The sequence below is a fragment of the Streptomyces sp. NPDC015532 genome (assembly GCF_043078065.1).
Lineage (GTDB): Bacteria > Actinomycetota > Actinomycetes > Streptomycetales > Streptomycetaceae > Streptomyces.
In genome coordinates, this window is record NZ_JBIBSY010000005.1 from 89,698 (window position 1) to 102,456 (window position 12,759).

At 71.0% G+C, this 12,759-nt stretch carries 15 protein-coding genes and 1 tRNA gene; 13 read left to right on the top strand and 3 right to left on the bottom strand.

The window, feature by feature from the left end; all coding sequences use genetic code 11:
* Nucleotides 1-95 precede the first annotated feature (95 nt).
* Nucleotides 96-1,736 carry a helicase HerA-like domain-containing protein gene (locus ACF07B_RS17905; protein ID WP_392179593.1) on the bottom strand — a complete coding sequence of 547 codons (1,641 nt, stop codon included), beginning with the start codon at nucleotides 1,734-1,736 and terminating at the stop codon, nucleotides 96-98.
* 105 nt (nucleotides 1,737-1,841) lie between these two features.
* Here ACF07B_RS17905 and ACF07B_RS17910 point away from each other — a divergent pair, with 105 nt between their 5' ends.
* Together ACF07B_RS17910 and ACF07B_RS17915 are read left to right on the top strand one after the other, a co-directional pair.
* On the top strand, nucleotides 1,842-2,138 hold the full coding sequence (locus ACF07B_RS17910; protein WP_003999914.1) for a type II toxin-antitoxin system VapB family antitoxin: 297 nt from the start codon (nucleotides 1,842-1,844) through the stop codon (nucleotides 2,136-2,138).
* Between the two features lie 90 nt (nucleotides 2,139-2,228).
* Entirely contained in the window at nucleotides 2,229-2,879 is a 651-nt protein-coding gene (locus ACF07B_RS17915) for a LytR C-terminal domain-containing protein (protein ID WP_369482951.1), read from the top strand.
* Between the two features lie 259 nt (nucleotides 2,880-3,138).
* On the opposite strand, the gene upp is transcribed toward ACF07B_RS17915, so the two are convergent.
* Nucleotides 3,139-3,774: a uracil phosphoribosyltransferase gene (upp, locus tag ACF07B_RS17920; protein ID WP_328450698.1), complete on the bottom strand. Its 636-nt coding sequence runs from the start codon at nucleotides 3,772-3,774 to the stop codon at nucleotides 3,139-3,141.
* A gap of 138 nt (nucleotides 3,775-3,912) precedes the next feature.
* On the opposite strand from upp, the gene ACF07B_RS17925 reads away from it, so the two are divergent.
* From ACF07B_RS17925 to ACF07B_RS17970, 10 genes are all read left to right on the top strand, one after another.
* On the top strand, nucleotides 3,913-4,095 hold the full coding sequence (locus ACF07B_RS17925; protein ID WP_326786866.1) for a hypothetical protein: 183 nt from the start codon (nucleotides 3,913-3,915) through the stop codon (nucleotides 4,093-4,095).
* A 965-nt stretch (nucleotides 4,096-5,060) separates the two neighbouring features.
* On the top strand, nucleotides 5,061-5,600 hold the full coding sequence (locus ACF07B_RS17930; RefSeq protein ID WP_326790892.1) for a hypothetical protein: 540 nt from the start codon (nucleotides 5,061-5,063) through the stop codon (nucleotides 5,598-5,600).
* A gap of 302 nt (nucleotides 5,601-5,902) precedes the next feature.
* A complete protein-coding gene (gene tadA, locus ACF07B_RS17935) occupies nucleotides 5,903-6,334 on the top strand; it encodes a tRNA adenosine(34) deaminase TadA (RefSeq protein WP_369482976.1) in 432 nt (143 codons plus the stop codon).
* Nucleotides 6,335-6,489: 155 nt separating this feature from the next.
* A tRNA-Ser gene (locus ACF07B_RS17940) sits at nucleotides 6,490-6,574 on the top strand.
* A gap of 366 nt (nucleotides 6,575-6,940) precedes the next feature.
* A complete protein-coding gene (locus tag ACF07B_RS17945) occupies nucleotides 6,941-7,333 on the top strand; it encodes a hypothetical protein (RefSeq protein WP_392179594.1) in 393 nt (130 codons plus the stop codon).
* A gap of 423 nt (nucleotides 7,334-7,756) precedes the next feature.
* Nucleotides 7,757-7,936: a hypothetical protein gene (locus ACF07B_RS17950; protein WP_355984113.1), complete on the top strand. Its 180-nt coding sequence runs from the start codon at nucleotides 7,757-7,759 to the stop codon at nucleotides 7,934-7,936.
* 127 nt (nucleotides 7,937-8,063) lie between these two features.
* Nucleotides 8,064-8,357, top strand: a complete 294-nt coding sequence (locus ACF07B_RS17955; RefSeq protein WP_369482953.1) for a Dabb family protein — start codon at nucleotides 8,064-8,066, stop codon at nucleotides 8,355-8,357.
* Between the two features lie 214 nt (nucleotides 8,358-8,571).
* Complete coding sequence (locus tag ACF07B_RS17960) at nucleotides 8,572-9,513, top strand: SigB/SigF/SigG family RNA polymerase sigma factor (protein WP_369482954.1); 942 nt, start codon at nucleotides 8,572-8,574, stop codon at nucleotides 9,511-9,513.
* 244 nt (nucleotides 9,514-9,757) lie between these two features.
* Nucleotides 9,758-10,654, top strand: coding sequence for an RNA polymerase sigma factor SigF (locus ACF07B_RS17965; RefSeq protein WP_384237714.1), 897 nt, complete (start codon nucleotides 9,758-9,760; stop codon nucleotides 10,652-10,654).
* Between the two features lie 104 nt (nucleotides 10,655-10,758).
* The gene (locus ACF07B_RS17970; protein ID WP_392179595.1) at nucleotides 10,759-11,568 is read left to right on the top strand and encodes a hypothetical protein; all 810 of its coding nucleotides are present in this window, start codon (nucleotides 10,759-10,761) and stop codon (nucleotides 11,566-11,568) included.
* A gap of 141 nt (nucleotides 11,569-11,709) precedes the next feature.
* Here ACF07B_RS17970 and ACF07B_RS17975 read toward each other — a convergent pair whose 3' ends face one another.
* The gene (locus tag ACF07B_RS17975; protein ID WP_037615166.1) at nucleotides 11,710-11,907 is read right to left on the bottom strand and encodes a hypothetical protein; all 198 of its coding nucleotides are present in this window, start codon (nucleotides 11,905-11,907) and stop codon (nucleotides 11,710-11,712) included.
* 337 nt (nucleotides 11,908-12,244) lie between these two features.
* Here ACF07B_RS17975 and ACF07B_RS17980 point away from each other — a divergent pair, with 337 nt between their 5' ends.
* A complete protein-coding gene (locus tag ACF07B_RS17980) occupies nucleotides 12,245-12,751 on the top strand; it encodes a MarR family winged helix-turn-helix transcriptional regulator (RefSeq protein WP_392179596.1) in 507 nt (168 codons plus the stop codon).
* The last annotated feature ends 8 nt before the right edge of the window (nucleotides 12,752-12,759 follow it).

Genomic DNA, 12,759 nt, shown 5'->3' on the forward strand with positions numbered 1-12,759 from the left:
CTGGGGCTCCGCCCCGGACCCCGCTCCTCAAACGCCGGAGGGGCTGGAATTCTCCCCGGGCGGCCGCCCTCCGGCCGCATCCCTCCTGGGTCCCTCTAGCGCCGTTTGCGCGCCGTTCCGAAGACCGACCGGGTGATCTCCCGCCCGATCTGCGTACCCACGGACCGCGCCAGGGACTTGAACAGCCCGCTTCCGACGACCTGCTCGACCACGGAGGTCTCCTCCTTCGGCCGGCCCCGGCCGCCGGAGTGCCCCTCCCCGCGCCCGGCTTCGGTCCCGCGCCGCGGCCGCGAGGAGGGCGCGGGAGGTGCGGGCGTCCCGGAGGCCGGAGCGCCTGTCAGCTTCTCGTACGCCGACTCCCGGTCCACCGCCTGCGCGTACCGCCCGTACAGCGGCGACTCCCGCACCGCACGGTCGAGCGCGCCCGCCTCCACCGGACCCATCAGGGACCGCGGCGCCCGCAGCCGGGTCGCCGCGACGGGCGTCGGAGCGCCCCTCTCGCTCAGCACGGTGACCACGGCCTCGCCGGTGCCCAGGCCCATGAGGACCTCTTCGAGGTCGTAGGGGGAGTCGGGAAACGTCTTCACGGTGGCCTTCAGCGCCTTCTGGTCGTCCGGGGTGAAGGCGCGCAGCGCGTGCTGGACACGGTTGCCGAGCTGGGCGAGGACGTCCGCGGGGACGTCCTTCGGTGTCTGCGTCACGAAGAAGACGCCGACTCCTTTCGAGCGAATGAGCCGGACCGTCTGCGTGATCGAGTCCAGGAACGCCTTCGACGCGTCGCTGAAGAGCAGATGGGCCTCGTCGAAGAAGAAGACGAGCTTCGGCCTGTCGGCGTCACCGACCTCCGGGAGGTCGTGGAAGAGGTCGGCGAGCAGCCACATCAGGAACGTCGAGAAGAGCTGTGGCTTCTCCTGTACGGCGGGCAGTTCGAGGACCGACACCACGCCCCGGCCGTCCGGCGCCAGACGCGTCAGCTCGCTCGTGTCGAACTCCGGCTCCCCGAAGAAGGGGCTCATGCCCTGCGCCTCGAAGGCGGTGAGCGAGCGCAGGATGACACCCGCCGTGGCGGTGGAGAGACCGCCGATCCCCTTCAGTTCCTGCTTGCCCTCGTCCGAGGTCAGGAAGGCGACGACCGCGCGCAGGTCCTTGAGGTCGACCAGCTCCAGGCCCTTCTGGTCGGCGTAGTGGAAGATCAGGCCGAGCGACTGCTCCTGGGTCCGGTTGAGCTGGAGCACCTTGGACAGCAGCACCGGCCCGAAACTGGTGACCGTGGCGCGTACGGGAATGCCGTGGCCCAGACCGCCGAGCGCGTAGAACTCCGCCGGGCAGCCGCCCGGTGTCCATTCCTGGCCGACCTCCCGGGCCCGCTCCTGGACCTTCGTGCCGGGTTCCCCCGGCGCCGAGATCCCGGAGACGTCACCTTTGATGTCGGCGAGGAAGACGGGGACCCCCTGCGCGGCGAGCTGCTCGGCGATGAGCTGGAGCGTCTTGGTCTTGCCGGTGCCGGTGGCGCCCGCCACCAGGCCGTGCCGGTTGAGCATCGGCAGCGGGACGCGGATCTGCGCGTCGGGCAGGCACGACCCGTCCCAGAGCAGCGCGCCGAGTTCGAGGGCGGGACCCGCGAAGGCGTAACCGGCCGCGATCTCCAGCGCCTCCCGGGGGAGCGCGGGGGCACCGGCGGCCCGCTCGGGAGCGGTCCCGGCGGCAGCCGACCGTAGGGTCTCGCCGTCACTCATATCAGACCCCTGTTCCCGTTTTGCAAGGATTTACGACATCTTTTCCAGCGTCGCACTCCGCCGCCATGGCTGCGCCCGGAAGGTCTTGACCGGTAGGCTTTCCGTGTGATCTTCAAGCGCATCGGAAACGGCCGGCCGTACCCCGACCACGGCCGGGAAAGCACCCGGCAGTGGGCGGACGTCGCGCCGCGCCCGGTCCGCCTCGATCAGCTCGTGACGACGAAGGGCCAGCTGGACCTGGAGACCCTCCTCGCCGAGGACTCCACCTTCTACGGCGACCTCTTCGCCCACGTCGTCAAGTGGCAGGGCGATCTGTACCTGGAGGACGGCCTGCACCGCGCCGTCCGCGCCGCGCTCCAGCAGCGCCAAGTGCTGCACGCGCGCGTTCTTGAACTGGACTAATGGCCACGGCTTGACCCCAATGGGTTGAACTGAACGCCGGGCAATGATCATCTAGTAGGCATTGGCGCCCCGGCGCACTACGCTGCGCCCATGAGCATGCTTACTCCCCCTGGCATGGGTGGCCAGTATCGGATCACGGGGGACAAGTACCCGCGGATGCGCCGCCCCCGCGGGCGTCGCAAGTTCGTGTTCGTGAGCATCACCTCCGTCACCGTTCTCGGGTTGATCGGGTGGGGGTCGCTGCAGCTCATCGACATCTACACGGGCGGCGGCAAGGCCACGGCGGCGGACACCAAGGCGGACTGCGCGTCCAAGGTCACGCCGGAGGCGAAGGCGGCCGCGGCCGTCGCGGCCACGCTGCCCAAGCCCGGCCAGATCACCGTGAACGTCCTCAACGCGACGCCCCGCAGCGGTCTCGCCAAGCAGACGGCGGACGAGCTGAAGAAGCGCGGCTTCAAGATCGGCGACGTGGGCAACGCGACGGCCGCGTACGACAAGAAGGTCACGGGCGCCGGACTGCTGCTCGGCGCCAAGACCGCCGACCGGGCCGCGCTGCCCGTCCTCAACACCCAGCTCTCCGGCGCCCAGCTGAAGACCGACAGCCGTGCCCGGGCCACGACGGTCGACCTGATCATCGGCACCGGATTCAAGGCGCTGACGAAGAAGGAGGACGCCGACAAGGCGCTGACCGTCCTGACTCAGCCCAAGCCGGCGCCCGCCACCTCGAAGAAGAACTGCTGACTCCGGGCCCGGTCCCGGAGAACAGCCCCCGGGCCCCGGAGCCGCGCTCGCACATGAGCCGCCGGCTCCGGATTCACGGTCCGGGAAGAGCCACCGGCTCGGGAGTCGCGGCCTGGAAAGAGCCGCGGGTCCCGGATTCGCGGTCCGGGAAGAGCCGCCATGGTGCCGGATTCGCGGTCCGGGAGGAGCAGCCGGTCCCGGAGTCGCGGCCTGGAAAGAGCCGCGGGTCCCGGGTGGGCGCTCCCCCGTCGCCGTGGAGTTACTCGGCGGCCCCGTACATCCGGTCACCCGCGTCGCCGAGGCCCGGCACGATGTAGCCGTGCTCGTTCAGGCGCTCGTCGACCGAGGCCGTGACCACGGTGACCGGGGTGCCCGCCAGTTCGCGCTCCATGAGCTCGACACCCTCGGGGGCGGCGAGAAGGACCACGGCGGTGACGTCGTCGGCGCCGCGCTTGATCAGCTCCTGGATCGCGGCGACGAGCGTGCCGCCGGTGGCCAGCATCGGGTCCAGGACGTACACCTGACGGGCGGAGAGGTCGTCCGGCATCCGGGTGGCGTACGTGGAGGCCTGGAGCGTCTCCTCGTCGCGCACCATGCCCAGGAAACCCACCTCGGCGGTCGGCAGCAGCCTGACCATGCCGTCGAGCATGCCGAGGCCCGCGCGCAGGATCGGCACGACGAGGGGGCGCGGGTACGAAAGCTTGACGCCCGTGGTCGGGGAGACCGGCGTCACGATGTCGACCTGCTCCGTGCGCACGTCGCGGGTGGCCTCGTAGGCGAGCAGGGTGACCAGTTCGTCGGCCAGCCGCCGGAAGGTCGCGGAGTCGGTGCGCTGGTCGCGCAGGGTGGTGAGCTTATGGGCGACCAGGGGGTGGTCGACGACGTGAAGACGCATGTCCACAACAGTAGCGGGGCCCACGGCACCCGCCACTGACCCGCCCGGCAACGCCTGCCGCCCGGCATCACCCTTCCGCTGGCATCAAACCATCCATCGGAGGGAAGGTGGGAGGGACGGACCTGGGGTGGTGTGCCAATGCGGAACCAGCAAGAGGAGTCGTCCGAACGGCTGGAGACCGACGCCGAGCGCAGGAGGCGACGGGCCCAGTTTCTGCGCGACCTGGCCGAGGCACGCGAGCTGCGCGACCGGGTCCAGCCCCGCCGCGCCAAGACCGCCCGGCTGCGCCACGCGATGCGTATGCGCACCTTCCGCTGGTAACGGACGCCCCCGGCCCACCGGCCCGGCTGCCACCGACCCGGCACCGAACGGTCCCGACCCGCGCACCGCGTTCTCCGGACGCCCCCGCCCCGCGCCACAACCCCGCGGACGCCCCCGCCTCGTCGCGCGCGGCACCGCCGGACGGCCCCCGGCCTCGAGCCACACCCTCCGGACGCCCCCGACCCGCGCCACAACCCCGCGGACGCCCCCGCCTCGTCGCGCGCCACACCGCCGGACGGCCCCCGGCCTCGAGCCACACCCTTCGGACGCCCCGACCCGCCGGACGGCACCCGCCGGGCGACCCCCGACCCGGGCGCCCCATCCTCCGGACGCCCCGACCGTCGGGCGCCACACCCCGGGCAGCCCCGACCCGAGCGCCCTGCCTCCGGACGACCCCCGACCTCACACCACCGGACGGCCCGCCCAGGTCCCCCGCATGGCCCCTCCGCAGCTCTCGCCGTGCCGGGTCGGGGCCGTGTCCGCAGGTCGGTCGGCATGTCCGTGGCGAGGTCCGAACCGGGGCCGCCGCGGGCCCGGCCGACACGCCCGTGAGGGAATGCGGCGGCGCGCCACCGTGCGACCGCCGCCGCCACGCCCCCGGCAAGGCCGCACCGCCGCCGGTGGCACGCCCGCCGTGACAAGAGGACGCGCCCGCACGACGGGTCTGCGAGTGCCGGAACGGGACCGGCCGCCCGGCCGCCCCGGAGCCGGACGGCACCCGCGTGGCGGGGGGCCGTGTGGCTGACATGTCGGGCCGCGAGGTGCCTGCACGGCGCGGGCAGCCGCGTACGATCCGCTGTTAGCGATCAAAAGAGGCGGACACAGCAGGCCGAAGACGTCCCCTGAACGCTGTCTTTCTGCCACGATTCCGAGTGGGCGGGGCTCGGAGCAGCAGCACTCCTCGCCCACAGCCTCCGCCGGGGGGAACCCCAACCGGCACACCTATGACCAGTGGGAGAGTCACGGTGTACTTCGCCGCACTGCTCGCGCGCACCGAAGACGGGTGGGAAGCGAGCGATACAGAGCTCGACGATGTGGAAACCCTGTCGGATCTGACCGATCTGGCCCGTGAAGTCTCGGACGAGGACACGGTGCTCGTGCTCATCGAGCAGGAGGACGCGTGGTTCGGCGTCGTCCGCGTGGACGGCGAGGAGGACCCTCGTATCTACGTCTCGGACGCCGCCGCGGCCGCCCGTAGTTCGTACGGCGAGATCCTGCTCACGGACGAACTACTAGGACGGGATCCGGGCGACGACGACGCCGACCTGGACTCCCTCGATCTGGACGGCACGGAGGACGGTGAACCAGGAGACTCCGAGGACGACGAGGAGGACCAGGGGAGCGTGTCCGGCGACGCCGTCTCGCACAGCCCCGTCGGGGACCGCTACATCCTCGCGGACCTCGGAGTGAGCGAGAAGGAACTGCTGGCCCTGGACGAAGGCGACGCGCTCGGCACGATCGCCGAGGCCCTGGGAGCGGCAGAGGTCCTGGAGACCGTCCGCTAGGGCGTGCGCCAGAACCTCCGGAAGCGGTGGGCGCGGCCCCCGTGCCCGCGACCCCTGTACCGGCGAACCGGCCCGAATCCAGCGGGCCGGCTCTTCGCCTGCCGTCCGCCACTCACCGTCTCCGTGACGGTGGGAGGGGGACGGAGGGTCCGGGGCCGCGGGAGCAGCGCCCGGGCCACCGCGGGGCGGCGCCCGGGCCCCTTCCGCCGGACCCGGCGGGAGTCCGCTAGGTTCCCCGGGTGAGCACCCCGCGCCAGGTACCCCCGCCGCCCGATCCCGTACGTGACCGGTGGCGGGCCCCGATGCGGCTCGCGCTGGACGAGGCGCGGCTGGCCGTCCGGGGCGGCGACGTTCCCGTGGGCGCCGTCGTGCTGTCCCCGGACGGGACGACCGTGCTGGCGGCCGGGCACAACGAACGCGAGGCCACCGGCGACCCGACGGCGCACGCCGAGGTCCTCGCGCTGCGCCGGGCCGCCGCGCGGCTCGGCGAGTGGCGGCTGTCCGGGTGCACGCTCGTCGTCACCCTGGAGCCCTGCACGATGTGCGCGGGCGCGCTCGTCCAGTCCCGTGTCGAGCGGGTGGTGTACGGCGCCCGCGACGAGAAGGCGGGCGCGACCGGCTCCGTCTGGGACGTCGTCCGCGACCGGCGGCTCAACCACCGGCCCGAGGTCGTCGAGGGCGTTCTCGCCGGGGAGTGCGCCACCCTGCTCACCGACTTCTTCCGCGACCGCTGACCGGGCGCCACGGCGGCCGGGAACCGGCTCACCGTGGCGGGACGGCGGCCGGCCGGCGGTCCGCGCCGCCCGCCCGTGCCGCCGTCCCGCCAGGACGGACCGGGCCGCCGAAACGGATTTCAGACCATGGCCCACCTTGGGGTAGGGTCTCCCTCGGTAGCGTGTCCGAGCGGCCGAAGGAGCTCGCCTCGAAAGCGAGTGTGGCGCAAGTCACCGAGGGTTCAAATCCCTCCGCTACCGCTTCTGAAGGGCCTCGTCGAAAGACGGGGCCCTTCGTGCTGCCCCGGCTCAGTCTCCGTCTCAGTTCCGACGGATGGGCGGCCCCTGGACTGCTTCCGACAGCAGACCGCCGAGCCGCCGAGCCGCCCGGCCTTGGTGTTGCTTCAGCGGGTCGACGAGCCGTGAGGGCAGGCCGACCGCCCGCCGGCCCGCCCGGGACTTGAGAGGCCTCGAAGCAGGGTGACGCGCCCAGCAGTCGGGTAAGGCTGCCTTTCGGGACGGCACACCTTGGGGGGCGCGATGAGTGCGGAATCGGTGACCGCTGCGGCAGCTACCTTGATCGCGTTGGGGTCGCTCTACGTGTCCATAGTCCAATCGAGACTGAACGTGATCCACAACAAGCACTCGGTGCGTCCTCTTCTCCAGCAGCGACAGATCAAGGACGGCGTGGCTCGCCAATCGGGGATCGAACTGATCAACGCCGGACTTGGACCGGCCATCGTCACCCGCACGCAGGTCTACCTCGATGGCGAGCACATCGGAACGTGGACCCGGTCGGTCTTTGACCGCGTCCTGGGTCAGATGCGAGACGGTGTGCAGAAGTACGGACTGCCCGGCGGAACCGTGATCCTGGCGGGGCAGAGCGTCTTCCTCCTGCGGCTTGCCCCCTTCGACCGCGATCAAGACTCCGACTTCGGCGATCTGGTTCTGCGACGTCTCCGGATCGAGGTCCACTACGAGTCCCTCTACGGCGGCGAGGACTACGTCGTGCATTCCTAGGCCGTGTCCGCAAAGTCGCGCCTGCCCGGCGCGACTTTGCGGACACGACCTAGCCGCGGAGGCAGGCTGCGGAGATGAGCCGCACGTCTGACCGTTGGATCCGAGGCCACCGACCCGTCTCAGGAGGGGGAAGGGGCGCGATCGGGGGCGCCCGCTTCCCCCCGGGGAAGGACCCGCAAGTCCACGCCGCCGTCTCGGGGGAAGGTCGGGCGGCGGGAACCCCGCAGTGGGGTCCCTCCGGGCCCCGTGGACTCCTGACGGTTCCTGCCGGGGCTCCCTTCCATCCTGGACCGCGAGAGCGCCGCTCAGGCCCGGCAAAGGACCTCTACCAGCGGGCCGTTGGTCCTTGAGCGCGGCGTGAAGGTTACACTCACCGCCGGCAGCAGGGGGCCGACGGGCGCAGAAGTCACAGGGGAGGCCGCCATGGCGGTGAATTCGAAGAAGATCGCCATCTATGTGCTCGTGGTCTTCGCGCTCTACGTGATCATCACGGATCCGGCCAAGGCCGCCGACTACGTACAGATAGCGTTCGAGGGCATATCGAACGCCGCTGGGGCGATAGGCGACTTCATGACCTGGGTCGCCGATGGAGCGAAGAACTGACGTCGGGCGGCGACGCCGGAGCGGCAGAGGTTCCGTGCGCCCGGCGCCGAGCCGGCACGACGGAGCGACGCGCGTCCCGGCAGGGGCGCGGCCGAGCGAAGAACCACCTCATCACCAGGGAGTGCCCGTGATCCGCCATCTGGTCCTCTTCAAGCTCAACGACGGTGTCGGGCGCGACGAACCCCGGGTCGTCGAGGGTGTCGCCGCCTTCCGCGCGCTCGGCGGGCTCATCCCCGAGCTGCGGTTCTGGGAGTGCGAGTGGAACATCAGCGACCGGCCCATCGCGTACGACTTCGCGATCAACTCCGCCGTCGAGGACGCCGACGCCCTCAAGGGTTACCTGGAGCACCCCGCCCACGTGGCCGGTGTCGCACTCTGGCGGGAGTTCGCCACCTGGGTGATCGCCGATTACCCGTTCTGACCCTTTTTGATCGCACATTCTTTCCGAGCCCTTGACCGCAACCGGTCAAGGGTTTTCGACGTCTTGACCCCCAACTCACCTACAACACCTCCAACACGGCGTTATGCGGTGCTTGCACACAGTGCACATGTCTTGTGATGCTATGACCGCTTTTGACGGATGAGTTGACGGATACGTCGACGGATCGTTGACGAACGAAGAGGTGGCGTTGACCGTGTCGGCCAGTACTGCGCCGCCCCAGGAGGAAGCCCCGGCCATGGCCCAGGCCCCGGCCCTCACCTCCGCCCCGCCGTCGCCCCCGGGAACGGCCCTGGCGCAGACCACGGCACCGAACGCCGCAGCCGGCCCCACGCCCGGCCCCGCACCCGTCCAGGAGGTCACCCAGGAGCGGCGCCGAGGCGCCGACACCCGGGCCCTCACCCAGGTGCTCTTCGGCGAGCTCAAGGTGCTGGAGCCGGGCACCGCCGAGCACAACCGGGTCCGCGGCGCCCTGATCGAGGCGAACCTGCCGCTCGTGCGGTACGCGGCGGCCCGCTTCCGCTCCCGCAACGAGCCGATGGAGGACGTGGTCCAGGTCGGCACCATCGGGCTGATCAACGCCATCGACCGCTTCGACCCGGACCGGGGCGTGCAGTTCCCGACCTTCGCGATGCCGACGGTCGTCGGCGAGATCAAGCGGTACTTCCGTGACAACGTTCGCACCGTCCACGTACCGCGCCGGCTGCACGAGCTGTGGGTGCAGGTGAACAGTGCGACCGAGGACCTGACGACCGCCTTCGGGCGCTCGCCCACCACGGCGGAGATCGCCGAACGGCTGCGCATCACCGAGGAGGAGGTCCTCTCCTGCATCGAGGCCGGACGGTCGTACCACGCGACCTCCCTCGAAGCGGCGCAGGAGGGCGACGGACTGCCGGGCCTGCTCGACCGGCTCGGATACGAGGACCCCGCGCTCGACGGAGTCGAACACCGCGACCTCGTGAGGCACTTGCTCGTACAACTGCCCGAACGCGAGCAGCGGATCCTCCTCCTCCGCTACTACAGCAACCTCACCCAGTCACAGATCAGCGCCGAGCTGGGTGTCTCCCAGATGCACGTGTCAAGGCTCCTCGCCCGCAGCTTCGCGCGACTTCGATCCGCAAACAGGATCGAGGCGTAACCGAAAAGAGCTAATCGCTCAAGGCCGGTTTTTACGTCAGTTCAGCGCTGAATCCCCGTCAGACCCCCTTTTTCCAGGGCCGATCCACCCTCGCCATGTCGACAAGTCTCTACAGCGTGTTGCCGACATGTGACATTCTTCCGGGAGCGCGTTTGCCGCGGCCTCGCCTCCGGTATTCAGGTGGAGGCTGCGTTCCTCCGACGGGAGCGACTGCCGCGACCGTCCGCGACCCAAAGGGGGTGGCATGTCCGCAGATCAGGGCAGCTCGAAGGTGCTCACGCTCACGAAGGGCGACGCAGTGCCCGAGGCGCACGCCGCGCTTCACGATGTCCCTGCCGCCGAGGCCCCGGAAGCCGCTCTGGTCCCCGAATCCTCGGGCGCCATCGACACCCGGACCCTGTCCCGCTCCCTCTTCCTGCGGCTCGCCGCACTCGCCGAGAACAGCCCGGAGCGCGGTTACGTCCGGGACACCCTCATCGAGCTCAACCTCCCGCTCGTGCGGTACGCGGCGGCCCGCTTCCGCTCCCGCAACGAGCCGATGGAGGACATCGTCCAGGTCGGCACCATCGGCCTGATCAAGGCGATCGACCGCTTCGACTGTGAGCGCGGTGTCGAGTTCCCGACCTTCGCGATGCCGACGGTCGTCGGCGAGATCAAGCGGTTCTTCCGTGACACCTCGTGGTCGGTCCGCGTTCCGCGCCGGCTCCAAGAGCTGCGTCTCGCTCTCACCAAGGCCAGCGACGAGCTCTCGCAGAAGCTCGACCGCTCTCCGACGGTCGCCGAACTCGCCACCGCACTCGGGGTGTCCGAGGAGGACGTGGTCGACGGTCTCGCCGTCGGCAACGCGTACACGGCGTCGTCGCTCGACTCGCCCGCTCCCGAGGACGACGGCGGCGAGGGCTCCCTCGCGGACCGCCTCGGCTACGAGGACACCGCGCTGGAGGGCGTGGAGTACCGCGAGTCGCTCAAGCCGCTGCTCGCCAAGCTGCCGCCCCGCGAGCGCCGGATCATCATGCTCCGCTTCTTCGCGAACATGACCCAGTCGCAGATCGGCGAGGAGGTCGGCATCTCTCAGATGCACGTCTCCCGGCTCCTCACCCGCACGCTGGCCCAGCTGCGGGAAGGCCTCATCTCCGACTGACCTTCCCACGCGGGGTTCATAATTGACGGGTCGTCAGCCACACTGGCGCGATGCGTCACGAGCCGATGCGTCATGGGTCGACAAGCGGTCGCCGAGGTGTCCTGGTGCACACCTCGGCGGCCGTTCTGTGTCTGGGCGGGGTGCTGGCCGCGTGCGGGGGCGGCGGGGGCGGCGGCGGCTACGCGGCCGTCGGGGCCGCGGACGGCTCCCCAAAGGCGTCGGGGGTGGTGGCCCCTTCGGGCGACGTGTCCCTGGCACCCCTGGACGGCTCGGCCGACGGGGGCTCCAACACCGCCGCGAGCAAGGGGAGTTCGGGATCCGGGAGCGGGACGTCGGCCCCCGGTCCGGGCGGCGGCTCGTCCGACGGCACGGGTGACCCTGGTGGCTCCGACGGTTCGGGGGGCGCTTCCACCGGCTCGGGAGGCCCCGATGCCGGCGAGGGCGGTTCCGGGGCCGGGACAGGCGGTGCGGGAGGCACGGGAACCGGCACCGGTGGCGGATCCTCTTCCCCCTCCGGTCCGCCGTCCGGCGGTGACTCCGGCCGTACGGGCGGGAGTTCGGGCGGTTCGTCGGGGCCGCCGGCGCCGGGACCGACGGTGAGCGCCCGGCCCGCCGCGCTCTCCGTGAGCGACCCCTCGCGCGCGGCCACCGATCAGCGGTGGTGCGAGAAGGTGACGGTCTCCTTCAGCAACACCGGTGGTACGGCGGTGCGTTCGGGCACGGTGACCTTCGGGACCCACATCATCGGGGCGCTCGGGATCGACTGGGCGACGATCGGGTCGTCCGAGACCCTTCCGGCGCCGATCGCGGCCGGCGCGAAGAAGAGCGGGACCTGGACGGTGTGCGTCGACGCCTGGCGGGTGCCGCTGGGCATGCACATCGAGACGCGGGACGTGTCCGTCCGGTGGAAGTAGGGGCGTGGCCCCGCCGGGTCACACCGTCCCGCCCACTCGCCGCTCACGCCCGGTCGTACGGTTCCGCATGCCCAACGGTCCGGCCGGGCAGCGCGGTTCCGCCGCCTTGCCGGTCCCGCCCGGTCGTACGGTCCCGCGGGATCACATGAAGGCGAGCCAGGCCACCGCGGCGACGACCGCGACGGCGAGGACGACGCCGACGATCAGACCCACGCGGGGACCCGCGGGAGCGGCCGCCTGCTGCTGCCGGCCCTGGGGGGCCTCGTCGACGAACGCACGGAACATCTGAGTGCTGCCCGCGGGGTCGTAGTTGCCCTCGGGGCCCTGGGTGTTTGCCATAGGCCGGACCCTAGCGAATGCGCGCGGGCTGCCCAAGTGCCGGGTTGGCCTTCACACCGATCGTGACGCGTCCCCTCACCGTCCACGACCGGGACGCACACCGCCCACGACCAGGCCGCACACCGTCGCGCCCCACCTCTCCCCCCGGACGTCCGTTCCCGATGTCCGTCCCCGTCCGTCCCGTCCGCACCCCGCCCTCGTCCGCCACTCCCACCTGCACGTTTCCGTTCGCCAACACTTGCCTTTGCCAACTTTTTAGCCCTGAAGACCCGAACTCGTTTGCCTGCGGCAACCAACTTCTTTATGGTTGCCCTAAGCAACGAATGGGGGGGGTGTGATGGCCGGGCAGGCGCAGTACGAGGAACTGGCTCGCCAGCTCAGCGCCATCGGTGCCGTGAAGCGGGGTATGGGACGGATTCTGCCGCCCGACTGCCCCGCGGGCTCCGCCGCCGTGCTCACGCTGCTCGGCCGGTACGGCGAGATGCGGATGAGCCGGCTCGCGGAGCTGCTCTCCGTGGACATGTCGGTGACCAGCCGCCATGTGGCGCACGTGGCCGACCGGGGCTGGATCGAACGGTCCCCCGACCCGGCGGACAAGCGCTCACGCATCCTGCGGCTCACCGCGGCCGGGCACGCCCAGCTCGACGAGCTGTCCCAGCGCACGTCGCGACTGCTCTCCGACCGGCTGAGTCACTGGTCCGACGACGAGGTCGGACTGCTCATCGAGCTGATGGGCCGGCTCCGCGAGAGCTTCGGCGACTGCCGCTCCCCGCAGTGGCCCCCCGCGCACTCTCCCCCGTACGCGACAGACGTATCAGAACCGACCACCCGTACACCCGCGTAAGAAAAGGA